This window comes from Pseudomonas sp. FP2300 (assembly GCF_030687595.1).
Lineage (GTDB): Bacteria > Pseudomonadota > Gammaproteobacteria > Pseudomonadales > Pseudomonadaceae > Aquipseudomonas > Aquipseudomonas bijieensis.
In genome coordinates, this window is record NZ_CP117440.1 from 5,710,872 (window position 1) to 5,736,515 (window position 25,644).

Sequence of the window (25,644 nt, forward strand, 5' to 3'; positions counted from 1 at the left end):
TGCGACATCTGTGGCGAGGGAGCTTGCTCCCGCTGGGCTGCGTAGCGGCCCCTTTTTTGCGGTTGCTGCGCAACCGAGCGGGAGCAAGCTCCCTCGCCACGAAGTCCAGTGCCTGGCTTCAGCTCAGCGCTTTTTCGATCGCCTGGATCACGGCAGGATCATCCGGCGCCGTGCGCGGTGAGAATCGCGCCAACACCCGGCCGTCCTTGCCGAGGAGGAATTTTTCGAAGTTCCAGGTAATGTCCCCGGGAAACTCGGCCCCCTCGCCCGCGAGCAAGCGGTACAACTGGTGACGATCATGACCGTTCACGTCCAGCTTGCTGGACAGCGGGAACGTCACGCCATAGTTGAGGCTGCAAAACTCCTGGATTTCCTGCTCGGTCCCGGGCTCTTGCCCGGCGAACTGATTGCAGGGCAGGCCCAGGACGGTAAAGCCTTTGGCCTTGTATTGCTGATAGAGATTTTCCAGCGCCGCGTACTGAGGCGTCAGGCCACATTTGGAGGCGACGTTGACCACCAGCACGACTTGCCCCTTGAACGGTGCCAGAGCAAGCTCCTGACCATCCAGGGCTTTGAGTTTAAGGTCGTGAAAAGCACTCATGACGAACTCCAGGTTTGCGGATCTTTTCGAAACAGCCATGGGTGATGCTAACAGCAACCGACTAAAAAGGCGCCGCATGGCGCCTTTTCAGTTCACTGGTCACTTGAGCGTAGCGCAGAAATCAGTGGTGATGACCACCTTCGCCATGGACGTGACCATGAGCGATTTCTTCCTGGCTGGCATCACGGATGTCGACGATCTTGACTTTGAAGTTCAAGCGCTGGCCGGCCAACGGGTGGTTGCCGTCAACGGTGACGTCGTCGCCTTCCAGGTCGCGGATGGTGACGATCTGCATCTGGCCATCGGGCGCCGAGGCGTGGAACTGCATGCCCACTTCCAGCTCATCCACGCCTTCGAACATGCTGCGGCTCAGGGTGCTGACCAGTTCGGCGGAGTACTCGCCATAGGCGTCTTCCGGTTCGACGGTAACGTTCAGGTCGTCACCGACCGTTTTACCTTCCAGGGCTTTTTCCAGACCCTGGATGATGTTGCCTGCGCCATGCAGGTAGACCAGCGGAGCGCCGCCGGCAGAGCTGTCGATGACCTCACCAGCGTCGTTGGTCAGGGTATAGTCGATGGAGACAGCCTTATTGGCGGCGATCAGCATGGGGCGAGACCTTTTGCATAAGAATGAAGAACGGACAAGTCTAAACAAGGATTTGCCCGAAAGCGAACGGAACCCGGACAAACGGGCCTGCTCGAACAGACCGACGGTCACGGGTTTGCATCAGGACGAGGACGGACACTGGGTGGCCGAGCTGTCCTGTGGCCACACCCAGCATCTGCGCCACCAGCCGCCGTGGCAGTCCCGGGCCTGGGTGCTGGATCCGGCGCAACGCGTTGAAAAAATAGGCCAGCCCTTTGATTGCGGCTGGTGCGCGCAGGGCCCGGTTAGCGATAACCTTGGCGACTGAATTGACGGTAGACGGCAGTTATAGCCTCGCCCTTGCCATGCACCTTTAGAGAATCCGCATGCAAACTTTTTTTATCGCGCCCACCGATTTTGGTGTGGGTCTGACCTCCATCAGCCTCGGGCTGGTGCGTACCCTCGAACGAGCCGGGCTGAAAGTCGGCTTTTTCAAACCCATTGCCCAGCCTCACCCCGGTGATACCGGGCCGGAGCGCTCCACTGAACTGGTGGCCCGTACCCACGGCCTCAAGCCGCCACAGCCCCTGGGCCTGGCGCATGTCGAGCGCATGCTCGGCGACGGCCAGCTCGATGAGTTGCTGGAAGAAATCATCACCCTTTACCAACAGGCCGCCATCGGCAAAGACGTGCTGGTGGTCGAAGGCATGGTCCCGACCCGCAGCGCCAGCTACGCCGCCCGGGTCAACCTGCACCTGGCCAAGAGCCTGGACGCCGAAGTCATCCTGGTGTCGGCGCCAGAAAACGAAGTGCTGGCCGAGCTGTCCGGCCGGGTGGAATTGCAGGCGCAACTGTTCGGTGGGCCGAAAGATCCGAAAGTCCTCGGGGTGATCCTGAACAAGGTCCGCGCCGACGAAAGCATGGAGGCGTTTTCCGCACGCCTCAAGGAGCACTCGCCGCTGTTGCGCAGCGGCGATTTCCGCCTGCTCGGTTGCATCCCGTTTCGCCCTGAACTCAACGCCCCGCGCACCCGCGACGTGGCCGACCTGATGGGCGCCCAGGTGCTCAATGCCGGCGACTACGAAACCCGGCGCATGAGCAACATCATCATTTGCGCGCGCACCATGCGCAACACCGTGGAGCTGCTCAAGCCCGGCGTGCTGGTGGTGACTCCCGGCGATCGCGACGACATCATCCTCGCGGTGAGCCTGGCAGCGCTCAACGGTGTGCCGCTGGCCGGCTTGCTGCTGACCAGCGATACCCTGCCCGACCCACGCATCATGGACCTGTGCCGAGGCGCCTTGCAGGCCGGGCTGCCGGTGCTGTCGGTGAGCACCGGCTCCTATGACACCGCCAACCTGCTCAACGGACTGAACAAGGAAATTCCTATCGATGACCGCGAACGTGCGGAGATCATCACCGATTTTGTCGCCAGCCACCTGGACGCCAACTGGCTGCACCAGCGCTGCGGCACGCCACGGGAAATGCGTCTGTCGCCGGCCGTGTTCCGCTATCAACTGATCCAGCGCGCCCAGGCTGCCAACAAGCGCATCGTGCTGCCCGAAGGCAGCGAACCGTTGACCGTCCAGGCCGCCGCCATTTGCCAGGCCCGGGGCATTGCCCGCTGCGTGTTGCTGGCCAAACCGGCCGACGTCGAGGCGGTGGCCCGTGCCCAAGGCATCGAGTTGCCGCCAGGGCTGGAGATTCTCGACCCCGATTCGATTCGCGAGCGTTACGTGGAACCGATGGTGAGGTTGCGCAAAAGCAAAAGCCTGAACGCACCGATGGCCGAGCAGCAGTTGGAAGATACCGTGGTGATCGGCACCATGATGCTGGCCCTGGACGAGGTGGACGGGCTGGTGTCCGGGGTCATCCACTCCACTGCCAACACCATCCGTCCGGCCCTGCAACTGATCAAGACCGCGCCGGGTTGCTCCCTCGTGTCTTCGGTGTTTTTCATGCTGTTCCCCGAAGAAGTGCTGGTGTATGGCGACTGCGTGATGAACCCGCACCCCAGCGCCGCGGAACTGGCGGAAATTGCCCTGCAAAGCGCCGACTCGGCCGCCGCGTTCGGCATCACCCCACGGGTGGCGATGCTCAGCTATTCCAGCGGCGAGTCAGCCAGTGGCGAGGAAGTGGAGAAAGTCCGCGAAGCCACCTTGCTGGCCCACGAGGCGCAACACGGCTTGCTGATCGACGGCCCCTTGCAATACGACGCCGCCGCCAACGAAACCGTGGCGCGGCAACTGGCACCCAACAGCCAGGTGGCCGGTCGGGCGACGGTATTCATCTTCCCGGACCTGAACACCGGCAACACCACCCACAAGGCCGTGCAACGCAGCGCCGATTGCGTCAGCCTCGGGCCGATGCTGCAAGGCCTGCGCAAACCGGTGAACGACTTGCCGCGTGGCGCCCAGGTCGACGACATCGTATACACCATCGCCCTGACTGCGATCCAAGCCGCCAACCGCCCCCTGGATATTTAAATGCTGGATTTCCTGCCTGTCCCACTGCGGGGCGTGATTGCCTCGCTGCTGTTGGCGCTCAATACCATCGCCTGCTGCACGCCGTTGTTCATCGTGGCGATTTTCAAACTGCTACTGCCCTTCCCCGCTGCCCAGCGCTGCACCGACTGGTTGATGGGCCACATCCACGAAACCTGGATCAGCAACAACAAGGCCTGGATGAACCTGCTACGCCGCACCCGCTGGCACCTCAGCGGCCTGGAAGGGCTGGACTACCAGCACTCATACCTGGTCACCAGCAACCACCAGAGCTGGGTCGACATCATGGTGTTGCAGTACGTGCTGAACCGGCGCATCCGGCCATTGAAGTTTTTCCTCAAGCAGGAGCTGATCTGGGTGCCGGTGATCGGCCTGGCCTGGTGGGCGCTGGGGTTCCCGTTCATGAAGCGCTATTCCAAGGCGTACCTGGAAAAACATCCGGAAAAGAAGGGCAAGGACCTGGAAACCACCCGCAAGACCTGCGCGAAGTTTCGCGACAATCCGGTGGGCATCTTCAACTTCGTCGAAGGCACGCGCTTCACCGAAGGCAAACATGCCCAGCAGCAGTCACCGTTTCGCTACCTGCTCAAGCCCAAGGCCGGCGGCATCGCGTTTGTACTCGACGCCATGGGTGAGCAACTGGAGTCGATCATCAACGTGACGATCCATTATCCGAGCGGTCGTCCAGGGTATTGGGATTTGCTCTGCGGCAACGTGGAAGAGGTGGTGGTGCATTTCCAGGAACTGAAGATCCCGCCGCAGTTCATTGGCAAGAACTACGATCAGGACGGTGTGTACCGCCTGGAGTTCCAGGGCTGGATCAACCAGTTGTGGCAGGACAAGGATGCGCTGCTTGCGCAGATGCATCGCGAGTATCCGAACCGCCACTGAATCCCTTGTGGGAGCGAGCCTGCTCGCGATTGCGGTGTCTCAGCGTGGATAAATGGAGACTGACCCACCGCTATCGCGAGCAGGCTCGCTCCCACAGTTAACCGAGTTGGCTCCAGATAAATGAAAAGCCCGCAGATGATTGCTCACCTGCGGGCTTTTTATTGACTGCCGCGTTGGTTAGATCGCTCCACGCTTGCGCAGCAGATCCAGCACCTGCTTGACGCTTTCTTCCAGCGTCAGCGACTGGGTGTCGATCACCAGGTCGGCATCCAGCGGCACGTCATACGGGAAGGATTCGCCCGGGATGTTGTCACCAGCAGCGGCGTACAGCCCTTGCGGATCACGCTGGGCGCAGACCGCTGGCGAGGCCTGGACATAGACCGTCAGCAAACGCTCCCGACCGATCAGGTCCTTGGCCTGCTCACGCCCTTCGGCATTCGGCGCAACGAACGCAGCGAGGGTCAGCAAGCCGGCCTCGTTGAACTGACGGGCAACGTGGGCCGCACGACGCCAGTTCTCGGTGCGCCCGGCACGGTCCTGCGGCAGGCCTTTGTTCAAGTCATGGCGCAGATTCTGGCCATCGAGGACGAAGACTGCACGGCCCAGGTCGAACAACTTGCGTTCCACCGCATAGGCCAGCGTGCTCTTGCCGGCGCCCGACAGGCCACTGAACAAGACCGTGGCCGGTTGCTGGCCGAAGCGCTGGGCGCGTTCTTCAACCGACACATGAGCCAGTTTGCCGTGGTGCGTGCTGCTGCCATGGGCCAGCGGCTGGGCGACGATCATGCCGGCGCCGACCGTGCCGTTGGTCAGACGATCGATGACGATGAACGCGCCGGTGGTGCGGTTGCTCTCGTAACCGTCCAGGGCGATCGGTGCATCGAGGGCGATCTTCACCTTGCCGATTTCGTTGAGCTGCAACGCGCTGGCCGGTCCCTCTTCCAGGGTGTTCACGTCAACCTTGTTGACGATGCTGGCAATCGAGCCCGGCACGTAGCTGGTGGCGCGCTTGATGTCGTATTTCTTGCCCGGCAGCATCGGTTCTTCGGCCATCCACACCAGCATCGCTTCGAAGCTGTCGGTCACCGGCGGCACGTTGTCGGCATGCACCAGCAGGTCGCCACGGGAGATGTCGATCTCGTCTTCCATGGTCAGCGTCACCGCTTGACCAGGACCGGCGTGCTCCAACTCGCCTTCGAAGGTGACGATGGACTTCACGCGGCTGCTCTTGCCCGACGGCAGCACCACCACTTCGTCACCCTTGTGCACGATGCCGCTGGCGAGGGTGCCGGCGAAGCCGCGGAAGTTCAGGTTCGGACGGTTGACGTACTGCACCGGGAAGCGCAGGTCGGTGAAGTTACGGTCACCCGCCACTTCCACGGTCTCGAGGATTTCCATCAGCGACTGGCCGGTGTACCACGGCGAGCGCTCGGACTTGTTCACCACGTTGTCACCCTTGAGGGCAGACATCGGCACGAAGTGCATGCTGGTGGGCTTCATCTTCAAGCCTTCGGCGAACTTCAGGTAGTCAGCCTTGATCGACTCGAACACACCCTGGTCGAAGTCCTTGAGGTCCATCTTGTTGATGGCCACGACGATGTGCTTGATGCCCAGCAACGAGGCAATGAAGCTGTGGCGACGGGTCTGGGTCTGCACGCCGTAGCGGGCGTCTACCAGGATGATCGCCAGGTCACAGGTGGAAGCACCGGTGGCCATGTTGCGGGTGTACTGCTCATGGCCGGGCGTATCGGCGATGATGAATTTGCGCTTGGCGGTGGAGAAGTAACGGTACGCAACGTCGATGGTGATGCCTTGCTCGCGCTCGGCCTGCAGGCCATCGACCAGCAATGCCAGGTCGATGTCGTCACCGGTGGTGCCGACTTTCTTCGAATCGCGGGTGATGGCTTCCAGGTGATCTTCGTAGATCATCTTGGAGTCGTGCAGCAGGCGCCCGATCAGGGTGCTCTTGCCGTCGTCGACGTTACCGCAGGTCAAAAAGCGCAGCAGCTCTTTACGCTCGTGCTGGCCCAGGTAGGCGAGGATGTCCTCGCTGATCAAATCAGATTGATGCGACATGACAGCCCCTTAGAAATAACCTTGACGTTTTTTATCTTCCATCGAGCCTGCGCCATCGTGGTCGATGACCCGGCCCTGGCGCTCGGAAGTTCGCGTCAGGAGCATTTCCTGGATGATGTCCGTCAGGCTTTCGGCCTCGGACTCCACCGCGCCCGTCAACGGGTAGCAGCCAAGGGTACGGAAACGCACTTTCTTCTTGACGATGCGGGCCTTGTCTTCGTCGGACAGGTGCTCAAGGATGCGCTCGTCGTCGATCATGATCAGCGTGCCGTTCTTCTCGATCACTTCACGCTCGGCGGCGAAGTACAGCGGCACGATCGGGATGCCTTCGAGGTAGATGTACTGCCAGATGTCCAGCTCGGTCCAGTTCGACAACGGGAACACGCGGATCGACTCGCCCTTGTTGACCTTGCCGTTGTAGACGTTCCACAGCTCCGGACGCTGGTTCTTCGGGTCCCAGCGGTGCTTGCTGTCGCGGAACGAGTACACGCGCTCCTTGGCACGGGATTTCTCTTCATCGCGACGGGCACCGCCGAACGCGGCGTCGAAACCATATTTGTCCAAGGCCTGCTTGAGGCCTTCGGTCTTCATGATGTCGGTGTGCTTGGCACTGCCGTGGGTGAACGGGTTGATGCCCTGGGCCACGCCATCCGGGTTCACGTGAGTGATCAGGTCCAGGCCCAGCTCCTCGACCATGCGATCGCGGAACTTGTACATTTCCTGGAATTTCCAGCGGGTGTCGACGTGCATCACCGGAAACGGCAGCTTGCCGGGGAAGAACGCCTTGCGTGCCAGGTGCAGCATCACGGCGGAGTCTTTACCGATGGAGTACAGCATCACCGGGTTATCGAACTCGGCGGCCACCTCGCGGATGATGTGGATGCTTTCCGCCTCCAGCTGTTTCAGATGCGTCAGTTTGTCGACCATGGCTACTCACGAAAACTTTCTTATGAACGGCCAGCGGGCCGTGTTCGAGCGGGGAATCCTAGCACAGCGACCTCTTCTAATCAGGGCGCCAACTAGATCGAAACAGCATATGGATATGCCTGGTGGTTCGGGTATTGCAATGCCCTCTGTGGGAGCCAGTGAACTCTGTGGGAGCAAAGCTTGCTCGCGATGACGTCGGCACATGCAACGCCGCTATCGCGAGCAAGCTTTGCTCCCACAGGCCCGCTTCCACATTCAGTTCAGCGTTAGTCAGATGGGATTCGGACAATCGATGAAGATATGTTCCAGGGCAAAGCGGCGCGCCAGGTAATCGCCCAGCGCCTGCACACCATAGCGCTCAGTCGCATGGTGCCCGGCGGCGATGAAGCTGATGCCGTTTTCCCGCGCACTGTGGAATGTCTGCTCCGAGGCCTCGCCGCTGAGGTACAGGTCGACGCCTGCCAGCACGGCCTGGTCGATATAGCCCTGGCCGCCGCCGGTGCACCAGCCGACCCGGCGGATCATCTGCTCGCCTTCGATCAGCAAGGGCTCGCGCCCCATGGTTTCCTGGACCTTGCGCGCAAAGTCCCGCGCCGTCATCGGTTCGGACAGGGAACCGACCAGGCCGACAATCTTGGGGTTGTCCGGATCCAGCGGTCCCTCGACGGTGATGTCCAACTGACGGGCCAGTTGCACGTTATTGCCCACCTCGGGGTGCAGGTCCAACGGCAAGTGATAAGCCAGCAGGCTGATGTCATGCTTGAGCAACGTTTTCAGGCGACGTTGTTTCATGCCGGTGACACAGGGGTTCTCGCCCTTCCAGAAATAACCGTGATGCACCAGCACCAGGTCGGCCTCGGCCTCGACTGCAGCGTCGAGCAAAGCCTGGCTGGCGGTGACGCCACTGACAATGCGCATCACCTGGGGCGCGCCTTCGACCTGCAGGCCATTGGGGCAGTAATCGGCAATCCGGCTGCTCGCCAGGTAACGGTCCGCTTCTTCGACCAGGGTGCTCAGGGCTACGGCCATGAAAAGACTCCTAAATATCCCGTTCAGAGGCGCGCGCGGCCTCGTATAATGCGCGACATTATGGGCGGTCTCATACCGCCTGCAACCTTTGTAGGACGTGCTTAATGCTCAAGGCGCTGCGTTTTTCCGGCTGGCCGCTGTTGGCCGGCGTGCTTGTCGCTCTACTGATTATCCAGCGCTACCCGGAATGGGTCGGGCTGCCGAGCCTCGACGTCAACTTGCAGCAGGCGCCGCAAAGCAAGGCGGTGCAACAGGGGCCGGTGTCCTACGCCGATGCCGTGACCACCGCCGCGCCGGCCGTGGTGAACCTGTACACCACCAAGGTCATCAACAAACCCAGCCATCCGCTGTTCGAAGACCCGCAATTCCGGCGTTTCTTCGGCGACAACTCGCCCAAGCAGAAGCGCATGGAGTCGAGCCTGGGGTCGGGCGTAATCATGAGCCCGGAAGGTTATATCTTGACCAACAACCACGTCACCAGCGGTGCCGATCAGATCGTGGTGGCCCTCAAGGACGGTCGTGAGACCCTGGCCCGGGTGATCGGCAGCGACCCGGAAACCGATCTCGCGGTGCTGAAGATCGACCTCAAGAACCTGCCGGCCATTACCATCGGCCGCTCCGACAGCATCCGCATCGGCGACGTGACCCTGGCCATCGGCAACCCGTTCGGCGTTGGCCAGACCGTGACCATGGGCATCATCAGCGCCACCGGACGCAACCAGTTGGGCCTGAACAACTACGAGGATTTCATCCAGACCGACGCCGCGATCAACCCCGGCAACTCCGGCGGTGCGCTGGTGGATGCCAACGGCAACCTTACCGGGATCAACACGGCGATCTTCTCCAAGTCCGGTGGCAGCCAGGGCATCGGCTTCGCCATTCCGGTGAAGCTGGCGATGGAGGTGATGAAGTCCATCATCGAACACGGCCAGGTGATTCGCGGCTGGCTGGGGATTGAAGTCCAGCCGCTGACCCAGGAACTGGCGGAGTCCTTCGGTTTGTCCGGGCGGCCCGGTATCGTGGTGGCGGGGATTTTCCGCGACGGCCCGGCGCAGAAGGCCGGCCTGCAGTTGGGCGATGTGATCCTGAGCATCGATGGCGAACCGGCCGGCGATGGCCGCCGCTCGATGAACCAGGTGGCGCGGATCAAGCCCACCGACAAGGTGACCATCCAGGTCATGCGCAACGGCAAGGAGCTCAAGCTCACCGCTGAAATCGGCCTGCGCCCACCGCCCGCACCAGCGGCGGTCAAGGAAGAGCAGTAAGCCGCAACAGCCCCCATCCCCGTGGCGAGGGAGCTTGCTCCCGCTGGGCTGCACAGCAGCCCTGAACCTGCCACCGCAAAAACCCAGACTGATCGCATCAATCCTGTTGGGGCTGCTTCGCAGCCCTGCGGGAGCAAGCTCCCTCGCCACGAAAACAGCGTCTGCCGCTACTTTTTCTGAAAATCAGGAATAGCATAAATTCTCATTAGTAGTGTTATATTGTTTCAATACTAAAATTTGGAACAACATAACATGTCATCCCTGAAACGGATTTCCGTTGCCAGCCTCGCCCTGGGTCTGCTCGGCGATCCCGCCTACGCCGAAGAAACCCAGCCCGTGGAACTGGACGCCATCAGCGTCACATCCGAGTACGAATCGCCCACCGGCCCCGTGACGGGCTACCGCGCCACCCGCTCCGCCAGTGCCACCAAAACCGATACGGCCCTGCGCGACATCCCGCAATCGATCAGCGTGATTCCCGCAAGCGTGCTCAAGGACCTGGGCAGCACCAACGTCGAACGGGCATTGGAATATGCCGGCGGCGTGTCGAAACAAAACAACTTCGGTGGCCTGACGCTCTACGAATACAGCGTGCGCGGCTTCACGACGTCGGAGTTCTACAAGGATGGTTTCAGCGCCAACCGCGGCTACCCAAGCACCCCGGACGCGGCCAACATCGAACGCATCGAAGTGCTCAAGGGCCCCGCCGCCAGCCTGTATGGGCGAGGCGACCCGGGTGGCACGGTAAACATCGTCACCAAGAAACCCCAGCCTGAAGCCTTCACCACCCTGCAGACCAGCGCCGGCAGTTGGGATCGCTATCGCACCGCGCTGGACGTCAACACGCCACTGGATACCGAAGGCCACTTGTTGTCGCGGGTCAACCTGGCGGTCGAGGACAATCACAGCTTTCGCGATCACGTCGACAGCAAGCGCGTCTTCGTCGCCCCTTCCATCAGTTGGCAGTTGAACCCCGACACGCGGTTGCTGGTGGAAAGCGAAATCGTGCGCCACAGCTCAACCTTCGACCGCGGCATCGTCGCCCCGGACAATCGCTGGAGCGGCGTTTCCCGCTCGACCTTTCTAGGCGAACCCAACGACGGCGATATCGACAATCACAACAACATGCTCCAGGCCGCCCTCGAACATCAGCTCAACGACACCTGGCAACTGCGCCTGGCCAGCCATTACAAACAGGGTGAACTCTGGGGTTTCGCCTCCGAAGCGCGCCCGCTGAACGCCGACGGCCATACGGTGAACCGCCGCTATCGCGAGCGTGACAACAATTGGCACGACAGCATCACCCAACTGGAATTGCGTGGCCTGTTCGACCTCGGCCCGTGGCAGCACGAACTGCTGATCGGCAGCGAATATGAGGACTACCGCAAGAACGAGCGCGTGACCACCATCGGCGGCGGCACCTACCCCATCGACATCTACCAGCCGATCTACGACCAGCCGAAACCCAATGGTGCTCGTACCGGCACAGACTTCTTCGAACATGTGCAAAGCCGCGCGCTGAACCTGCAGGACCAGATCGTCTTCACCGACAAACTGCGGGGCCTGCTCGGCGTGCGCTACGAGCATTTCGAGCAGAGCATCGACGACCACACCCGTGATCGCACCAGCCGCCAGCGCCACGACGCCCTGACGCAACGAGCCGGCCTGCTGTATCAACTGACGCCCCAGGTGGGTCTGTTCGCCAACGCCTCCACTTCATTCAAGCCCAATAACGGTCTGGATGCCGACGGCAAATCTTTCAATCCCGAGGAAGGCGTCGGCTATGAAGTGGGAATCAAGAGCGAATTGTTCGACGACCGCCTGAGCACCACCCTGGCGGCGTTCCATATAGAGAAGGAAAACGTCCTGAGCCCGGTCGCCGGGACCGACTTCAGCCGGGCCGTGGGCAAGGCTCGCAGCCAAGGCATCGACCTGCAATTCACCGGGCAAGTGACCGATGCCGTACGGGTGATCGGCGCCTTCGCCTACATCGATGCCGAAGTGACCAAGGGCGACCAGCAGATTCCCACCGGCAGCCGGATCCTCGGCGTCGCCAAACACAGCGGCAGCGTGCTGGGGGTCTACGAATTCCAGGACGGCCACCTGCGCGGCTCGGACGTCGGTGCGGCATTCACTTACGTTGGGGATCGCTCGGGCGAGGCCGGCAAGGATTTCGAACTGCCGGCCTACCACACAGTCGACCTGCTGGCCCATTACAAGGCCAGCGATGACGTCACCGTGGGCCTGAACCTGAACAACGTCTTCGACGAAAAATACTACGAGCGCTCCTACAGCAACTACTGGGTCACCCCCGGCGAGCCGCGCAACTTCACTGTCAGTCTCACCCTCGCGCTATAAAAGGAAAATCGACATGAAACACCCCAAGACCTTCGCCCTGCTCGGCCTGCTCCTGGCCACACAGGCCTCGGCCCATGGCCTGTGGACCGAACAGCGGCGCGGCAACATCGAAGTGGTCTACGGTCACGGTGCCGAAGACAATGCCTTCAAAGCGCGAAAAGTCAGCGGCGCCTGGGCCTATGACCTGGGCGGCAAGATGATCCCCGTCACCGTGGAGCGCCTGCCGGACCACGCCCGCCTGCAACCGCTCAAGCCGCCGGCCGTGCTGGCGGTGGCGCTGGACAACGGCATGTGGTCGCAGACCGCCGACAAGAAGTGGATCAACGAAGGCCGCAGCAAAGTGCCCGGAGCGATTGAATCGACCCACACGTTCAAGTACAGCCTGGCGATCTATGAGCCGGGGGCAAAACTGCCGGCGCTTGCACCGATCAAGTTCGTGATCCTGCCGGAAGTCGACCCGCTGACCGTCGGGCCGGGCCAGTCATTGCCGGTACGGGTGCTGCTGGATGGCAAACCGGCGGCCGGGGTGAAGCTGGTGGGCGACTACCGCAGCGCGCCAAACACCGTATCGACGGAAACTGACGCGGAAGGCCGGGCCAAGGTGTTGGTGCGCAACGAAGGCTTGAACGTGATCGCGGCGCAGATGGAAATTGCGCTCAAGGACGACAAGGACGTGGCCACGCGCGGCGTATTCACCTCGTTGACCTTCCTCGGTGAACCGCATCACGAGTAACCCCCGAATCTATTGTGGGAGCGAGCCTGCTCGCGATGACGACAGATCAGCCAGCATTGAGGTTGACTGACACGACGCCATCGCGAGCAGGCTCGCTCCCACAGAGATCGCGGATATAAGGGAAATTTGAGTACACCAGCAATCCACTGTGGGAGCGAGCCTGCTCGCGATGAGGCCAGTACAATCGCCGCAAAACTCAAGCCGGGGTCAAGCACTCCGGCCCGTTGAGCTTCGGATCATTGACCATGTTGGCCAGCACTCGCTCGCGTAGTGGCGCCGGTTCGCTGGCCAGCAGCCCTTGCAAGGCATGCAGCGGGGTTGCGGGATCGAGCCACAGGCGCTGGCCTTCTTCGTCCAGGATCAATGGCCGACGTTGACCCGCCGCCGGTTGGGTGATGACCGCCGTGCTCAGCCACACCTGCTCCTGCACCGGATACGCCTCCCAGATCGCGGCAAAGAACAACGACGAACCCTCCCCCGGTGTCAGCCAGTACGGACGCTTGCGCGTGCCGCCACGCCATTCATAGAAACCATTGGCCGGCAGCAGGCAGCGGCGCAGGCGCAAGGCCTCACGGAACATCGGCTGCTCGGCCACGGTTTCGGCCCGCGCATGGGCCGGGGTGCGGGACAGGTCGGTCAGCCACGGTGGCGTCAAGCCCCAGCGCGCTCGGGCCAGTTCGCGCTGGCCATCGGCGCCGGCCCGCAGCATCAGCACCGAATCGTTGGGCGAAATATTCCATTGGGCCTTCTGATCGGCGGGAAAACCGGGCAGGGCCGCAAAGGCGGGGTTCCAGCGAAACAGGGCATAACGTCCACACATGGGGGCAACACGACTCTTGATCAAACGGCCGCCAGCCTAGCAGACCAGCGTGCCGGGGTAACTGTCCGGTTCATCGCCGGGCAATGGCAGCGCGGCATTGTACTCGGCGATCAACTCCCGGGCGTATTGCGCCTGATCGTCCTCCACCGCCAGCCCCAACAGCCCGTGCATCGGCAGTTCCCCGGCACCGCCCAGCAGATCACGCCCCACCAGGTGCGCCGTGATGCCTTCGCTGGCGAGCATGCCTTGGAGCAACTCGCCTTCCATCAGATTTTCCAGCTCATAGATTCGTCGCATGGACGCCCCCATCACTCGTTTTCGCTAAAGACCTCGAGATGCCACTCTTCACCGTGGACCTGCAGTACAAAAGTTATCGGGCGACAACAGACCTGACAGTCCTCGATATAGGTCTGATCGCCACCGGACAGATCCACCGAAGTCTCCACTTCCTCGCCACAATACGGACATTCATACAGAGCGGTTTCCAGCATCGCGGTCTCCCAGGTGACTTGTGCGTATAATCGCCGGTCTATTTGCAGGGCTATTTTTGTCTGGCTTATCTTCCAGACCGTGCCCCGTCGTTTTTTGATCGAACCTTTACTTACCCTAGCCGTTTCCAACAAGAGAGCATGATGGGCGAATTCGATGCCATCCGACCTTACGACGACAGTGAAGTCCCAGCGGTGCTGGCACGGCTGCTCGGCGACAAGGCGTTTCTAGATATCCTCACCCACTTCCGCTTCCCACGCCTGGCCGGCGCCTTCGGCTGGATGCTCAAACCCCTTATAGCGCAAAGATTGCGCCGTGAGTTCGCTGGTGTGACGTCGGTCGCCACGTTGCAGGACAAGGTGGAGTTCTACGTCGACCACACCATTGAGCGCGCCACCGATGGCGTGACCTACACCGGGGTGGAGCAATTCAAGTCGGGCAGTGCGTACCTGTTCATCGCCAACCACCGCGATATCGTGATGGACCCGGCCTTCGTCAACTACGCGGTGTACCACGCCGGCCTGCCGACGCCGCGCATCGCCATTGGCGACAACCTGCTGCAAAAGCCCTTTGTCAGCGACCTGATGCGCCTGAACAAGAGCTTCATCGTGCACCGCTCCATCACCGGACGCCGGGAAAAAATGGCGGCGTACCAATTGTTGTCGGCGTACATCAACCATTCGATCCGCAACGACTGCGCCTCGATCTGGATCGCCCAGGCCGAAGGGCGGGCCAAGGACGGTGACGACCGGACCGAATCGGCGATCCTCAAGATGTTCCACATGAGCCGCAAGGACGAGCCGTTCGGCGAGGTGATCCAGTCGCTGAACCTCACACCAGTGTCGATCAGCTACGAATACGACCCGTGCGACCAGGCCAAGGCCCGCGAGTTGTACATCCGCGCCACCACCGGCACCTACACCAAGGCGCCAGGCGAGGACGACGTGAGCATCGCCAAGGGCATCACCGGCTACAAGGGCCGGGTCCACGTGAACTTCGCCGCGCCGATCACCGAGTTCTACGAGGACACCAAGCAATTGGCCCAGGAGATGGACCGGCAGATTCTCGGCGGCTACCGGCTGTTCCCGGTGCATTACCTGGCCTACGCCCAATGGGCCGACGCCGACCCGCAGTTGCAGGTTCCGACAGCGGCCGAGGTGTTTGGCGCCGAAGAGCTGGCCAAGGCCGAACAGGAATGGCAACGCCGGCTGGACGCCTGCCCACCGGAACACCGGCCATTTCTGGTGCTGCAATATGCGACGCCGGTGCGTAATCAGTATCGGGTCAAGGCGGGGCTGGCGCTTTAAAGCCACGCTTGCGAGAGCCTGATGTGGCTTCTGTGGCTTCTGTGGCTTCTGTGGCTTCTGTGGCTTCTGTGGCTTCTGTGGCTTCTGTGGCGAGGGAGCTTGCTCCCGCTCGATTGCGCAGCAATCGCAAAACGGGCTTGCGGTTAGTCAGAGCGTTGGGGTTGACCGTTCGAGGGGGCTGCTTCGCAGCCCAGCGGGAGCAAGCTCCCTCGCCACAAAAGCACTTCTGCCTGGCAATCCTCATTTGCCCTGCAAGCACTTTTGCCTGGCAATCCTCGATTGCCGTGAAAGGTGCTTCGTCAGAACTGCGTACTGATCCACGACACCAGCAACGCCAGCGCCAGGCAGCCAAAGCCAAACCGGTAGAAAAACCGGTTCATCCGCTGGGTGGCCAGGTCCAGCAGAGCTTCGAATCGTTCATTACCTTCGCGATTGCGCGCTTCAAGGCAGGCCCGCGCCCGTTGTTCACGGCGACGCGTGGCATGCAACACCCAACCACCCGGGCAGGCAAACAGCAACGCCAGCAGGTTGATCAGTTTGGCGGGGTGGGCGGCGAACAACGAAAGCAGATGCGACGACATCACGAACCTCAAGCGAAAAACGGACAGGACACATCCGGGCCTACGAACAGGGCGCGGATTCTACCGAAAGCCTGCCGCCCTGCGCCGTTTTTTCCGACCAGTAACGATCCCCTGCGGTGATGACCAAGTGATTTTGTGGCGAGGGGATTTATCCCCGCTGGGCTGCGAAGCGGCCCCAGGATTTCTGCAGCGCCCAAGAGCTTGCGAGTGCTGCGCACTCGAACGGGGATAAATCCCCTCGCCACAAGAGAAAGGTTCAATCCATCATAATTCTTTGCGTCACGGTTTCGTCATCTGATTAGGCCACTCTGTCGCCCTTCAAACTTGCCCGGAACCCGTCATGCTGCACGCTGAAAACCAGGATCGCCTCTATCTCATCAGCCCGAGCGACGAACAACAGAACCTCGTCGACAGCCTGTCCTTCAACGTGCAGGACCGACATTGGCTGGTGTATTGCGCCCTCGGCGGCCATCAACATGCCGACCTTCCAGAGACCGACCTGCTGACCGGGATCAGTGTGCTGGAGCTGTATTCCCAGGCAGCCTGAGGATATCACCCATAAAAAACCCCTGTGGGAGCAAGGCTTGCCCGCGATGGCGGTGGATCAGTCAATACTAAAGTGGCTGACACTCCGCTATCGCGAGCAGGCTCGCTCCCACAGGGGTTATCGGACGTATTACTTACTCTGCCAGCACCTGGCCAATGGTCGGGTCCTTGAACAGCCGGGTCAGGGCATCGCTCAAGACGTCGCTGACCAGCTTGGTGTTGGTGTCCTGGTTAGGTGCCATGCCGAAGCGCTGGTCCAGGGAAGCACCGTAACGACCACTGTAGCGGCGGTTGGCGTTCTGCACGTCGGAGCGGAAGGTCGCGCCGATGGTGGCTTCGGTCACGTACATGCCTTCCTTGGGCGACTGGTACTTGAGCTCGGCCAGGGTCACGGTCAGTTGCGGGGCATTCAAGGCATTGGCAGTCGGCGTGAAACCGAGCAAACGCACCGCGGCTTCAGCCTGGGCCTGCAGCTTGGGCAGGATCTGCGCGCCCTGCACCGTGATCACGCTGGTTTCCGGATACAACCCGCCACGGGTGCCGAGCGTCGGCGACGGACGACCGTCCACGACCCGCACCACCACCGGTTGGCCACGACCCACAGGCGCCAACTGGGCGTTGAGCTTGGGCTCCGGGTTAAGTTGTTGCGGGCTGTGGGCGCAGCCGACGAGGGTCAGACTGGTCACAGCGATCAAACCGAACAACAGGCGTTGCAACATGCTCTTCTCTCCAGAATCGGGCACAAACAAGCCGGCAGTATAGCGGTGCGCCATCGCCGTGAACCAGATGTCTGACACGGGCCGTGGCTGCCGGTTCCTGTCACCCCATTGTCACGGTCCTTACACCGGCATGTCATGGCCCGCTGTCAGGCTTATCCCAAGCTCCCTGACCCGGTATTCGATCATGCGCTTCCTTATTTCCCTGTTCACCCCACGCCCACATCACCGCAGCTTCGCCCTGCTCGATCGCAATGGCCGTTGCCAGGCATTCAAGCAATGCAGCCTGCAACCCATGGGCGAAGGCTGGGTGGAAATCGACGAGATTCGTCTCAACTGGTTGCACCAGCCATTGCCCGCCAGCGCCCGTGTGCAACCGCTTAGTGCTCGCCCACGCAACCGACAGCTGTTGACCATCTGACCAGACGGCTAATAAAAGTCATTAAACACGACCATTTCCCTGCGTTTCTTCGATACAATCTCCCCCCGATTATAAGGACGTCTCCTGATCGGGCCTCGCAACACCGCTGATGCGCTGGTATTGGCACCCCGCAACGCCCACAGAGAGCCGCCCACACAGATCGAGTGAAGCTGGCGCGCTTGCTGTTCTTCAGGCAAATCCCCACTTTTCGCGAATCTGCAGAGCTGTCATTACGCTCGGTCACTGAGCTGTCTGCCCGTTTTGCCTGTCATGTACTACATGGGGGCGACCAAACCGGGCGCAGTGCCAGGCTGGGACAGCCCTTTTTTGAGGTTCACGTCTTCAAAAGAGCGTGAAAAAACGGGTTTTCACAACTTCACGAGAGTGTGGCGAGCAAATGAAGAGTTTTGCGTCTGAACAAGCACCATTAGCGTCTGAAACAGCCCAACGACACAGGACCGGATATCGCTCAAGAACCGGCGCCTGAAGCCTGTCCGCTACGGATTTGGTTGCACGAACGGATGTCTCGGCCATAAGTCGAATTGCCTGCCCAGCGCTTAAATGAGTTCATGTGACTCTTGAGGCCAGGCTGCATGCATCCGCAGTAGGTGCGAAAAATTGCGAAGATTCGGACATGGCGATCCTGGCCATGGATAACTGGGGCGCAACTGACCTGCCCCGCCACTCCTGGCCGCTATGCCGACAATTTGGTGCTGCAGATTTTGGAGACGCGTTAAATGGCGCATAACGAAGCAGTCGATGTAGTTCTGGTAGGGGCCGGCATCATGAGTGCCACCCTGGCCGTCCTGCTCAAGGAGCTCGACCCCGCGATTTCGCTGGAAGTCGTCGAGCTGATGGATTCCGGTGCCGCGGAGAGTTCCAACCCGTGGAACAACGCCGGCACCGGCCACGCCGGGCTGTGTGAGCTCAACTACACGCCCCAGGCGGCCGACGGCACTGTCGACATCAAGAAAGCCGTGCACATCAACACCCAGTTCGAGGTGTCGAAGCAGTTCTGGACGTACCTGACTCAAAAAGGCACGTTCGGTTCCTCCAAGTCCTTCATCGCCCCGGTGCCACACCTGAGCTTCGTGCAAGGCGAGAAAGGCGTGTCGTTCCTGAAGAAGCGCTTCGAGCTGATGCGCCAGCATCACGCCTTCGCCGACATGGAATACACCGAAGACAAGGCCAAGATGGCCGAGTGGATGCCATTGATGATGCCAGGCCGGCCGACCGACGAAGTCATCGCCGCGACCCGTGTCATGAACGGTACCGACGTCAACTTCGGCGCCCTGACCAACCAGTTGCTCAAGCACCTGACCAGCGCCCCGGACACCCAGGTCAAATACTGTAAGCGCGTCACCGGCCTCAAGCGCAACGGCAGTGGCTGGACCGTGAGCATCAAGGACGTCAATTCCGGCAGCAGCCGCGACGTCGATGCCAAGTTCGTGTTCCTGGGGGCCGGCGGCGCGGCGTTGCCGCTGCTTCAGGCTTCGGGCATCGAGGAAAGCAAGGGCTTCGGCGGCTTCCCGGTCAGCGGCCAGTGGCTGCGTTGCGACAACCCGGAAGTGGTCAAGCACCACCAGGCCAAGGTCTACAGCCAGGCGGCCGTGGGTTCGCCGCCCATGTCGGTACCGCACCTGGACACGCGTGTGGTCGATGGCAAGAAGTCCCTACTGTTCGGGCCGTACGCCGGCTTCACCACCAAGTTCCTCAAGCACGGCTCGCTCATGGACCTGCCACTGTCGGTACGCGCCGGCAACATCGGCCCGATGCTGGCCGTGGCCCGGGACAACATGGACCTGACCAAGTACCTGATCAGCGAAGTGATGCAATCCATGGAACAACGCCTGGAATCCCTGCGACGCTTCTACCCCGAGGCGAAAGCCGAGGACTGGCGCCTGGAAGTGGCCGGCCAACGGGTGCAGATCATCAAGAAGGATCCGAAGAAAGGTGGCGTGCTGCAGTTCGGCACCGAACTGGTGGCGGCCAAGGACGGTACCCTCGCCGCCCTGCTCGGCGCATCGCCAGGTGCTTCGGTGACCGTGTCGATCATGCTGGAACTGATCGAACGCTGCTTCCCGGACAAGGCCAAGGGCGAATGGGCCGCCAAGCTCGCAGAGATCTTCCCGGCCCGGGAAAAAGTGCTGGAAACCGACGCCGCGCTGTATCGCAAGATCAACGCGCAAAACAACATTGCGTTGGAATTGGTTGAAGACAACAAGGCTCAAAGTTACGCCTGATACTGCACTTATAAAAAGCCTCCCGCGCAAACGGGAGGCTTTTTATTATCCGCGTTATGACTTCATGCTGAACTTGACGCGACTTCCGCCATGACGAACATAATCGTCGTCATCTTCGACTTCCAATAACTCTGCGCTACAAGAACCTGCCGGCTTCGCTTCAGCCCAGCGAAGATAAGGCATTGTCTGCTGGTCGCTCAACGGCGCTCTGGCGATATGCCCGAAACTGAAATGACAGGTGCGCCTTCCTTGAGTGTAGGTAAACGATTCCCGTTCGGCGCGCGACTGGGGCAGGTAATAGGTTAGCTCCTGGCTCTCACCGGGATTCACCGAAAAACTGTGGCCTGCGTTTTCCGGGGCCAGGGACCACGTGAAATCGCTGCCCGGTACGATGACCGCTGACGTTGCATTGAAGATTTCCACATTGACGATCTCATCGAACGCACTGGAAACCGAACTTGCCGTACAACCGACCAGAGACAATAACGCCCCGGCGATATATCTGCTTTTATCTTCCATGATAAATACAACTCCATTTGAACAATCAGACTGAAGCCACTTGGCTTCAGTGCAAAAGTAATGGAAATGCAGTTAAAACAAAACAGCCCGAATGGTGACATAACCTTTCGGACCCGGTTGAATAAAACGCAGGAACACTGACGGAACTTCAAACGCCCCGAAGGGCGCTGACAATACTTTAACGCAATCAGCCACGCGCTTTTTTGATCAACTCGATATATTCCTCGGCATTGCGCTGGTCCTGGACCAACGCCACGAAATCGTTGCCATGCTCATCCTTGCCATTGAGGTCATGACCGGCTTCGACGAAAAACGTCAGGAAGCGCTCGAAATCGTCGACCCGCAGGCCACGGTAGGCCTTGATCAGTTTGTGCAGCGACGGCGAAGTGGCATCGACCGGTTCGAAATTGAGGAACAGCTTGATCTGTTCATCGCCAATCTCGTCGCCAATCACTTGTTTCTTGTCTTTACGCATTGCCGGCTCCAGCTCGCACAGTTCACGGGGCGGGCAGTTTACCCCCGGCAACGCCCAGGCTCAACGCGGGCGTTCGGCACCGGTGTGCAGGTCGGCCCAGATATGACCATTGGCATAGGTGAGAAACTGCACGTAGACCGTGTTGTTGCGCAACAGATCGATGACCACCCGGTACTGGGCCTGTGGATAAGACAGCGTCAGGGTCTTGCTCGCCTCGTCGAAGACCGGCTTCTTCAGGCTCTTGCTTTCGCCGTCGAAGTTGAGGATCACCTGGTTGAGGGTGGCCCCCTTGTTCATCGGCTTGCCCTTGAGGCGCACCAGCAAGGGAGAAGTGACCGGTATCGGTTGCTGGTTGGACTGACGCTGGTTACCCAGCACCACCGAATACTCGGTCACTTGCAGCAATTGCTGCTGTTCAGGCTGCTCCTGGCGCACCACCAGGTCATCGGGGGGCAGGAACTGGCTGTGCATCGGCGCGGCAACGGCTGCCAGGGGCAGGCTGGACATCAACAGCAGAGCGGCGCAGCGGCGGATCGATACACTCATGACAGGCTCCAGGGTCTTGGCCTGGCACTCTAGCATGAGCCTGGACGGTAAAAATAACGACCCGGATCAATACTTACACACGACGAGCGCGGCATACTCAGAGAGCCATCAGCCTTGCCCAGCAGGTGTATGCCTTTGTGGCGAGGGAACTTGCTCCCGCCGGGCTGCGCAGTTGCCCCAGAATTTTGCGAGCGCTACGCACTCGAGCGGGAGCAAGCTCCCTCGCCACGGGTCCTGTGTTTGCCAAGGCTCAGGGGGTTTCCTTTCTTTCGTGCGTGGAGTACCCATGTCTTTCTCCGCCCCACCGTTATTCGCCGCTTGGCGCCAAAGCTGGCGCGCCGGTTACACCCTTGAACGCCTGCGCGGCGATCTGGTGGCCGGGCTGACCGTCGGTATTATCGCCATCCCACTGGCCATGGCCCTGGCAATTGCCGTCGGCGTCCCGCCGCAACACGGCTTGTACACGGTGTTGGTGGCCGCGCCCTTGATCGCCCTCACCGGCGGCTCGCGCTTCAACGTCAGCGGGCCGACGGCGGCGTTCGTGGTGATCCTGCTGCCCATTACCCAACAATACGGCCTCGGTGGCCTGTTGTTGTGCACCATGCTCGCCGGCCTGATTCTGATCACCTTGGGATTGATGCGCGCCGGGCGACTGATCCAATACATTCCCTATCCGGTCATCCTCGGCTTTACCGCCGGGATCGGCGTGGTCATCGCCACCTTGCAACTAAAGGATCTGCTGGGGCTGACCACCGTCGGGCAAGCCAAGCACTACATCGAACAGCTGGGCGAATTGATCGTGGCGCTGCCCAGTGCCCGACTCGGCGATGGCATCATCGGCATCAGTTGCCTGGCGGTGCTGATTGCCTGGCCACGCTGGGTACCACGGGTTCCCGGGCATCTGGTGGCCTTGCTGGTCGGGGCGCTATTGGGACTGGTGCTGGAACGCGGCGGTTGGCCGGTTGCGACATTGGGTGAGCGTTTCAGCTATGTGGTCGATGGCATCAGCCATCCCGGTATCCCGCCGTTTTTGCCGCGCTTTGACTGGCCATGGAACCTGCCAGATGGCCAGGGCCATCCCCTGGTGCTGTCCTATGACCTGCTCCGCCAATTGCTGGGCCCGGCCTTCGCCATTGCCATGCTTGGCGCCATCGAATCGCTGCTGTGCGCCGTGGTGGCGGACGGCATGACCGGCAGCAAGCACGACCCCAACGCCGAGCTGATCGGCCAAGGCCTGGGTAACGTCGTGGCGCCGCTGTTCGGTGGTATCACCGCCACGGCGGCCATTGCCCGTAGCGCGACCAATGTGCGCAGTGGCGCCTCTTCACCGCTGGCCGCGATCATTCATAGCCTCGTGGTACTGCTGGCGATGGTGCTGCTGGCGCCGTTGTTCAGTTACTTGCCCATGGCTGCCCTGGCGGCACTGCTGGTGATAGTCGCCTGGAACATGAGCGAAGCCGGGCATGTCCTGCACACGTTGCGCATTGCGCCGCGCAGCGACGTACTGGTGCTGCTGACCTGCCTGAGCCTGACCGTTTTGTTCGACATGGTCATGGCGGTTGCCGTCGGCCTGCTGCTGGCCGCCGGCCTGTTCATCAAGCGCATGAGCGAGCTGACGGACAGCGCCGAACTGCCTCGTCACTTCCATCAAGCCTTGCTGGACATGCCCGAGCATGTACGCTGCTACGCAATCCGTGGGCCGCTGTTCTTCGGTGCAGCCGAAAAAGCCCTGGATGTGCTGCGCAAGTTCGATCCGGGGGTGCGCGTGGTGGTGGTGGAAATGAGCGCCGTGCCGATGCTGGACATGACCGCGCTGGCCGCTTTTGAAAATATCCTGAAAGACTATCGCAAGCAGGGCATCGGCCTGATCCTGGTGGCGACCGCCCCCCGGGTGCGCCTGAAATTGCGCCGTGCCGGCATTCATCGCGAGCAGCGCCAATTGGCGTATGTGCAAACCCTGGAGCAGGCGCGGGTCAAAAGCGAAAAATGGCTCGCAGCCGGCAGCGCCGCTCATTCAAGATTTGTCTGATCTGTGGCGAGGGGATTTATCCCCGTTCGAGTGCGGAGCACTCGCAAGCTCTTGGGCACACCAACAATCTCGGGGTCGCTTCGCAACCCAGCGGGGATAAATCCCCTCGCCACAGAAGCCCTGCTGCCGCATCGTTCAGTCGAACTGCGCGCGCATCCAGGCCTGGTACTCGGCCACGCCTGGCTCGGCTTCGCGGGGCGCCCAGTCGGCCAGTTCGCCCTCGCCCACAGGCCGGTATGGGCCGGCCTTGCATTCGAACATCAGGCTGTCGGCTTCCAGCACCACCAAGCCGTGATACACGCCGGCTGGCAGGTCGACCCCGAGGCAATCGCCACCGGCCTGCAGGATGCGCTTATCCACCACCGCACCGGCGTCGTCGAAGATCAATACACCCAACCGGCCCTTGAGTACCAGCAAGGTTTCCGCCTTGTCGGCGCTCAGGTGGCGGTGCGGTGGAATGTAGGTCGAAGGCTGCAAGCCCACCGCCATGCGGTGGCACGGCTCGTCCATCGCATGGAAATTATGGTGCTGCCGCCCGCGAGGACTGGCCGCAGCTTTTTCGGCCAAATCGTCGAACAGTGCGCGTTCCAGAAAACTTGGCCGAGTCATCGATTACATCCCCTTGACGGCAAAAATGCCATTAGCGTTGCGCCAGTAGCCTTTGTAGTCCATGCCGTAGCCAAAGATGTAGCGGTCGACGCACGGCAGGCCGACAAAATCGGCTTTCAAGTCAGGCCGCGCCTTGCGGTCATGGTCCTTGTCGATCAGCACGGCGGTGTGCACGGCACGAGCGCCGGCGTGTTTGCAGAAATCGATGATCGCACCCAGGGTGTGACCTTCGTCGAGGATGTCGTCGATGATCAACACATCACGGTCGATGAACGAGACTTCCGGCTTGGCCTTCCAGAACAGATCGCCGCCGCTGGTTTCGTTGCGATAACGGGTCGCATGCAGGTAGGAAGCTTCCAAGGGGAAGTTCAGGTAGGTCAGCAACTTGCCGGAGAAAATCAGCCCGCCGTTCATGACGCAGAACACCACCGGGTTGGCATCCGCCAGTTGGTCGTTGATTTGCGCACCGACACGGGCGATGGCCGCTTCGACTTCAGCTTCGGTGTACAGGCAGTCAGCCTCTCGCATGATTTGACGGATATGCTCGAGATCAGCGGACATGGCGCTCTCCAGGAGAGATTGAGGGGGACGGGTTCGGAAAAGCCGGCAAAGGTACGCATCCCGCCCGGCCAGATCAAGCGTTTGTGGACTAACGTTCTGTATTGTCTATAGGACAACACCCTCGGATAGATTAATCTAGGCCGGTTTTTTTGCCCGCCGCCGGAGCCTTCCCCATGCCCATCCTCGAGATCCGCCATCCGCTGATCAGACACAAACTCGGCCTGATGCGCCGCGCTGACATTAGCACGAAGAACTTCCGTGAACTCGCCCAGGAAGTCGGTGCGCTGCTCACCTACGAGGCCACCAAGGACCTGCCCCTGGAGTCCTATGAAATCGACGGTTGGGCCGGTACGGTCCAGGTCGAGAAAATCGCCGGCAAGAAGATCACCGTGGTGCCGATCCTGCGCGCCGGCATCGGCATGCTCGAGGGCGTACTGAGCCTGATCCCCGGGGCCAAGGTCAGCGCCGTGGGCGTGGCTCGCAACGAGCAGACCCTGCAGGCGCACACCTACCTGGAAAAACTGGTGCCGGAAATCGACGAGCGCCTGGCGATGATCATCGACCCGATGCTCGCCACCGGCAGCTCCATGGTCGCCACCATCGACCTGTTGAAAAAAGCCGGTTGCCGGGACATCCGCGCCATGGTGCTGGTCGCGGCGCCCGAAGGCATCAAGGCCGTGCAGGACGCTCACCCGGATGTGACCATCTACACCGCGTCCATCGACCAGAAACTCAACGAGCATGGCTACATCATCCCGGGCCTGGGCGATGCCGGCGACAAGATCTTCGGCACCAAGCAGAAGGACGCTTGA

General features: G+C 61.0%; 27 protein-coding genes. 12 read left to right on the top strand and 15 right to left on the bottom strand.

The features are described from left to right. Positions 1 to 118: 118 nt before the first annotated feature. Complete coding sequence (locus tag PSH86_RS25350) at positions 119 to 601, bottom strand: glutathione peroxidase (RefSeq protein ID WP_109754880.1); 483 nt, start codon at positions 599 to 601, stop codon at positions 119 to 121. 121 nt (positions 602 to 722) lie between these two features. Next, positions 723 to 1,208 carry a peptidylprolyl isomerase gene (locus tag PSH86_RS25355; protein ID WP_003205467.1) on the bottom strand — a complete coding sequence of 162 codons (486 nt, stop codon included), beginning with the start codon at positions 1,206 to 1,208 and terminating at the stop codon, positions 723 to 725. On the opposite strand from PSH86_RS25355, the gene PSH86_RS25360 reads away from it, so the two are divergent. From PSH86_RS25360 to PSH86_RS25370, 3 genes are read left to right on the top strand one after another with little or no spacing between them, the layout of a single operon-like run. Continuing rightward, on the top strand, positions 1,177 to 1,515 hold the full coding sequence (locus tag PSH86_RS25360; protein ID WP_109754940.1) for a DUF3565 domain-containing protein: 339 nt from the start codon (positions 1,177 to 1,179) through the stop codon (positions 1,513 to 1,515). The two genes, PSH86_RS25355 and PSH86_RS25360, sit on opposite strands and share 32 nt — an antisense overlap. Positions 1,516 to 1,573: 58 nt before the next feature. Beyond that, complete coding sequence (gene pta, locus PSH86_RS25365; RefSeq protein ID WP_109754881.1) at positions 1,574 to 3,673, top strand: phosphate acetyltransferase; 2,100 nt, start codon at positions 1,574 to 1,576, stop codon at positions 3,671 to 3,673. Then, on the top strand, positions 3,674 to 4,582 hold the full coding sequence (locus PSH86_RS25370) for an acyltransferase (RefSeq protein WP_163856736.1): 909 nt from the start codon (positions 3,674 to 3,676) through the stop codon (positions 4,580 to 4,582). A gap of 177 nt (positions 4,583 to 4,759) precedes the next feature. On the opposite strand, the gene cysN is transcribed toward PSH86_RS25370, so the two are convergent. The 3 genes from cysN to PSH86_RS25385 all read right to left on the bottom strand — a co-directional run bounded on the left by cysN (position 4,760) and on the right by PSH86_RS25385 (position 8,614). Further along, positions 4,760 to 6,658, bottom strand: coding sequence for a sulfate adenylyltransferase subunit CysN (gene cysN, locus PSH86_RS25375; protein WP_109754883.1), 1,899 nt, complete (start codon positions 6,656 to 6,658; stop codon positions 4,760 to 4,762). A 9-nt stretch (positions 6,659 to 6,667) separates the two neighbouring features. Beyond that, positions 6,668 to 7,585, bottom strand: a complete 918-nt coding sequence (gene cysD, locus PSH86_RS25380; protein WP_003178041.1) for a sulfate adenylyltransferase subunit CysD — start codon at positions 7,583 to 7,585, stop codon at positions 6,668 to 6,670. A gap of 270 nt (positions 7,586 to 7,855) precedes the next feature. Beyond that, positions 7,856 to 8,614, bottom strand: a complete 759-nt coding sequence (locus tag PSH86_RS25385; RefSeq protein ID WP_109754885.1) for a Nif3-like dinuclear metal center hexameric protein — start codon at positions 8,612 to 8,614, stop codon at positions 7,856 to 7,858. A gap of 104 nt (positions 8,615 to 8,718) precedes the next feature. Between PSH86_RS25385 and algW the strand changes: the two genes are divergently transcribed. From algW to PSH86_RS25400, 3 genes are all read left to right on the top strand, one after another. Continuing rightward, positions 8,719 to 9,879: a Do family serine endopeptidase AlgW gene (gene algW / locus PSH86_RS25390; protein WP_109754886.1), complete on the top strand. Its 1,161-nt coding sequence runs from the start codon at positions 8,719 to 8,721 to the stop codon at positions 9,877 to 9,879. Positions 9,880 to 10,131: 252 nt separating this feature from the next. Further along, on the top strand, positions 10,132 to 12,237 hold the full coding sequence (locus PSH86_RS25395) for a TonB-dependent siderophore receptor (RefSeq protein WP_305485706.1): 2,106 nt from the start codon (positions 10,132 to 10,134) through the stop codon (positions 12,235 to 12,237). A 13-nt stretch (positions 12,238 to 12,250) separates the two neighbouring features. Next, positions 12,251 to 12,970: a DUF4198 domain-containing protein gene (locus PSH86_RS25400; RefSeq protein WP_109754888.1), complete on the top strand. Its 720-nt coding sequence runs from the start codon at positions 12,251 to 12,253 to the stop codon at positions 12,968 to 12,970. 196 nt (positions 12,971 to 13,166) lie between these two features. Here PSH86_RS25400 and PSH86_RS25405 read toward each other — a convergent pair whose 3' ends face one another. From PSH86_RS25405 to PSH86_RS25415, 3 genes are read right to left on the bottom strand one after another with little or no spacing between them, the layout of a single operon-like run. Then, on the bottom strand, positions 13,167 to 13,790 hold the full coding sequence (locus PSH86_RS25405; protein WP_109754889.1) for an SOS response-associated peptidase: 624 nt from the start codon (positions 13,788 to 13,790) through the stop codon (positions 13,167 to 13,169). 36 nt (positions 13,791 to 13,826) lie between these two features. After that, positions 13,827 to 14,087: a putative signal transducing protein gene (locus PSH86_RS25410; RefSeq protein WP_109754941.1), complete on the bottom strand. Its 261-nt coding sequence runs from the start codon at positions 14,085 to 14,087 to the stop codon at positions 13,827 to 13,829. Between the two features lie 11 nt (positions 14,088 to 14,098). Then, positions 14,099 to 14,281, bottom strand: a complete 183-nt coding sequence (locus tag PSH86_RS25415) for a CPXCG motif-containing cysteine-rich protein (protein ID WP_109754890.1) — start codon at positions 14,279 to 14,281, stop codon at positions 14,099 to 14,101. 138 nt (positions 14,282 to 14,419) lie between these two features. On the opposite strand from PSH86_RS25415, the gene PSH86_RS25420 reads away from it, so the two are divergent. Beyond that, the gene (locus PSH86_RS25420) at positions 14,420 to 15,586 is read left to right on the top strand and encodes a 1-acyl-sn-glycerol-3-phosphate acyltransferase (protein ID WP_109754891.1); all 1,167 of its coding nucleotides are present in this window, start codon (positions 14,420 to 14,422) and stop codon (positions 15,584 to 15,586) included. A gap of 299 nt (positions 15,587 to 15,885) precedes the next feature. On the opposite strand, the gene PSH86_RS25425 is transcribed toward PSH86_RS25420, so the two are convergent. Further along, positions 15,886 to 16,167, bottom strand: coding sequence for a hypothetical protein (locus tag PSH86_RS25425; protein WP_109754892.1), 282 nt, complete (start codon positions 16,165 to 16,167; stop codon positions 15,886 to 15,888). A gap of 340 nt (positions 16,168 to 16,507) precedes the next feature. On the opposite strand from PSH86_RS25425, the gene PSH86_RS25430 reads away from it, so the two are divergent. After that, positions 16,508 to 16,714, top strand: a complete 207-nt coding sequence (locus PSH86_RS25430; protein WP_047735959.1) for a hypothetical protein — start codon at positions 16,508 to 16,510, stop codon at positions 16,712 to 16,714. 133 nt (positions 16,715 to 16,847) lie between these two features. On the opposite strand, the gene PSH86_RS25435 is transcribed toward PSH86_RS25430, so the two are convergent. Continuing rightward, the gene (locus tag PSH86_RS25435; RefSeq protein WP_003205489.1) at positions 16,848 to 17,432 is read right to left on the bottom strand and encodes a YajG family lipoprotein; all 585 of its coding nucleotides are present in this window, start codon (positions 17,430 to 17,432) and stop codon (positions 16,848 to 16,850) included. A 184-nt stretch (positions 17,433 to 17,616) separates the two neighbouring features. Between PSH86_RS25435 and PSH86_RS25440 the strand changes: the two genes are divergently transcribed. Together PSH86_RS25440 and mqo are read left to right on the top strand one after the other, a co-directional pair. After that, positions 17,617 to 17,850: a hypothetical protein gene (locus PSH86_RS25440; RefSeq protein ID WP_109754893.1), complete on the top strand. Its 234-nt coding sequence runs from the start codon at positions 17,617 to 17,619 to the stop codon at positions 17,848 to 17,850. Between the two features lie 737 nt (positions 17,851 to 18,587). Continuing rightward, entirely contained in the window at positions 18,588 to 20,093 is a 1,506-nt protein-coding gene (gene mqo, locus PSH86_RS25445; protein WP_116833437.1) for a malate dehydrogenase (quinone), read from the top strand. A gap of 54 nt (positions 20,094 to 20,147) precedes the next feature. Here the strand turns inward: mqo and PSH86_RS25450 are convergent, their stop codons facing one another. The 3 genes from PSH86_RS25450 to PSH86_RS25460 form a co-directional block, all read right to left on the bottom strand. Beyond that, positions 20,148 to 20,612, bottom strand: coding sequence for a hypothetical protein (locus PSH86_RS25450; protein WP_109754895.1), 465 nt, complete (start codon positions 20,610 to 20,612; stop codon positions 20,148 to 20,150). 187 nt (positions 20,613 to 20,799) lie between these two features. Further along, on the bottom strand, positions 20,800 to 21,087 hold the full coding sequence (locus tag PSH86_RS25455; RefSeq protein WP_109754896.1) for a PA4642 family protein: 288 nt from the start codon (positions 21,085 to 21,087) through the stop codon (positions 20,800 to 20,802). A 60-nt stretch (positions 21,088 to 21,147) separates the two neighbouring features. Next, positions 21,148 to 21,633: a hypothetical protein gene (locus PSH86_RS25460; protein ID WP_249015548.1), complete on the bottom strand. Its 486-nt coding sequence runs from the start codon at positions 21,631 to 21,633 to the stop codon at positions 21,148 to 21,150. Positions 21,634 to 21,919: 286 nt separating this feature from the next. Between PSH86_RS25460 and dauA the strand changes: the two genes are divergently transcribed. Beyond that, on the top strand, positions 21,920 to 23,662 hold the full coding sequence (gene dauA / locus PSH86_RS25465; RefSeq protein ID WP_109754898.1) for a C4-dicarboxylic acid transporter DauA: 1,743 nt from the start codon (positions 21,920 to 21,922) through the stop codon (positions 23,660 to 23,662). A 135-nt stretch (positions 23,663 to 23,797) separates the two neighbouring features. Here dauA and PSH86_RS25470 read toward each other — a convergent pair whose 3' ends face one another. After that, positions 23,798 to 24,271 carry a WbuC family cupin fold metalloprotein gene (locus tag PSH86_RS25470; RefSeq protein WP_109754899.1) on the bottom strand — a complete coding sequence of 158 codons (474 nt, stop codon included), beginning with the start codon at positions 24,269 to 24,271 and terminating at the stop codon, positions 23,798 to 23,800. A gap of 3 nt (positions 24,272 to 24,274) precedes the next feature. Further along, positions 24,275 to 24,832: a hypoxanthine-guanine phosphoribosyltransferase gene (locus PSH86_RS25475; RefSeq protein ID WP_060614135.1), complete on the bottom strand. Its 558-nt coding sequence runs from the start codon at positions 24,830 to 24,832 to the stop codon at positions 24,275 to 24,277. Between the two features lie 173 nt (positions 24,833 to 25,005). Between PSH86_RS25475 and upp the strand changes: the two genes are divergently transcribed. Next, positions 25,006 to 25,644 (top strand): uracil phosphoribosyltransferase, encoded by a 639-nt coding sequence (upp, locus tag PSH86_RS25480; protein ID WP_003185330.1) that lies wholly within the window; start codon positions 25,006 to 25,008, stop codon positions 25,642 to 25,644.

Excerpts from the sequence above, each read along its gene's own strand:
- PSH86_RS25350 (WP_109754880.1), bottom strand. The coding sequence starts at position 601 with ATGAGTGCTTTTCACGACCTTAAACTCAAAGCCCTGGATGGTCAGGAG.
- PSH86_RS25360 (WP_109754940.1), top strand. The coding sequence starts at position 1,177 with ATGGAGACAGCCTTATTGGCGGCGATCAGCATGGGGCGAGACCTTTTG.
- PSH86_RS25355 (WP_003205467.1), bottom strand. The coding sequence starts at position 1,208 with ATGCTGATCGCCGCCAATAAGGCTGTCTCCATCGACTATACCCTGACC.
- pta (WP_109754881.1), top strand. The coding sequence starts at position 1,574 with ATGCAAACTTTTTTTATCGCGCCCACCGATTTTGGTGTGGGTCTGACC.
- PSH86_RS25370 (WP_163856736.1), top strand. The coding sequence starts at position 3,674 with ATGCTGGATTTCCTGCCTGTCCCACTGCGGGGCGTGATTGCCTCGCTG.
- cysN (WP_109754883.1), bottom strand. The coding sequence starts at position 6,658 with ATGTCGCATCAATCTGATTTGATCAGCGAGGACATCCTCGCCTACCTG.
- cysD (WP_003178041.1), bottom strand. The coding sequence starts at position 7,585 with ATGGTCGACAAACTGACGCATCTGAAACAGCTGGAGGCGGAAAGCATC.
- PSH86_RS25385 (WP_109754885.1), bottom strand. The coding sequence starts at position 8,614 with ATGGCCGTAGCCCTGAGCACCCTGGTCGAAGAAGCGGACCGTTACCTG.
- algW (WP_109754886.1), top strand. The coding sequence starts at position 8,719 with ATGCTCAAGGCGCTGCGTTTTTCCGGCTGGCCGCTGTTGGCCGGCGTG.
- PSH86_RS25395 (WP_305485706.1), top strand. The coding sequence starts at position 10,132 with ATGTCATCCCTGAAACGGATTTCCGTTGCCAGCCTCGCCCTGGGTCTG.
- PSH86_RS25400 (WP_109754888.1), top strand. The coding sequence starts at position 12,251 with ATGAAACACCCCAAGACCTTCGCCCTGCTCGGCCTGCTCCTGGCCACA.
- PSH86_RS25405 (WP_109754889.1), bottom strand. The coding sequence starts at position 13,790 with ATGTGTGGACGTTATGCCCTGTTTCGCTGGAACCCCGCCTTTGCGGCC.
- PSH86_RS25410 (WP_109754941.1), bottom strand. The coding sequence starts at position 14,087 with ATGCGACGAATCTATGAGCTGGAAAATCTGATGGAAGGCGAGTTGCTC.
- PSH86_RS25415 (WP_109754890.1), bottom strand. The coding sequence starts at position 14,281 with ATGCTGGAAACCGCTCTGTATGAATGTCCGTATTGTGGCGAGGAAGTG.
- PSH86_RS25420 (WP_109754891.1), top strand. The coding sequence starts at position 14,420 with ATGATGGGCGAATTCGATGCCATCCGACCTTACGACGACAGTGAAGTC.
- PSH86_RS25425 (WP_109754892.1), bottom strand. The coding sequence starts at position 16,167 with ATGTCGTCGCATCTGCTTTCGTTGTTCGCCGCCCACCCCGCCAAACTG.
- PSH86_RS25430 (WP_047735959.1), top strand. The coding sequence starts at position 16,508 with ATGCTGCACGCTGAAAACCAGGATCGCCTCTATCTCATCAGCCCGAGC.
- PSH86_RS25435 (WP_003205489.1), bottom strand. The coding sequence starts at position 17,432 with ATGTTGCAACGCCTGTTGTTCGGTTTGATCGCTGTGACCAGTCTGACC.
- PSH86_RS25440 (WP_109754893.1), top strand. The coding sequence starts at position 17,617 with ATGCGCTTCCTTATTTCCCTGTTCACCCCACGCCCACATCACCGCAGC.
- mqo (WP_116833437.1), top strand. The coding sequence starts at position 18,588 with ATGGCGCATAACGAAGCAGTCGATGTAGTTCTGGTAGGGGCCGGCATC.
- PSH86_RS25450 (WP_109754895.1), bottom strand. The coding sequence starts at position 20,612 with ATGGAAGATAAAAGCAGATATATCGCCGGGGCGTTATTGTCTCTGGTC.
- PSH86_RS25455 (WP_109754896.1), bottom strand. The coding sequence starts at position 21,087 with ATGCGTAAAGACAAGAAACAAGTGATTGGCGACGAGATTGGCGATGAA.
- PSH86_RS25460 (WP_249015548.1), bottom strand. The coding sequence starts at position 21,633 with ATGAGTGTATCGATCCGCCGCTGCGCCGCTCTGCTGTTGATGTCCAGC.
- dauA (WP_109754898.1), top strand. The coding sequence starts at position 21,920 with ATGTCTTTCTCCGCCCCACCGTTATTCGCCGCTTGGCGCCAAAGCTGG.
- PSH86_RS25470 (WP_109754899.1), bottom strand. The coding sequence starts at position 24,271 with ATGACTCGGCCAAGTTTTCTGGAACGCGCACTGTTCGACGATTTGGCC.
- PSH86_RS25475 (WP_060614135.1), bottom strand. The coding sequence starts at position 24,832 with ATGTCCGCTGATCTCGAGCATATCCGTCAAATCATGCGAGAGGCTGAC.
- upp (WP_003185330.1), top strand. The coding sequence starts at position 25,006 with ATGCCCATCCTCGAGATCCGCCATCCGCTGATCAGACACAAACTCGGC.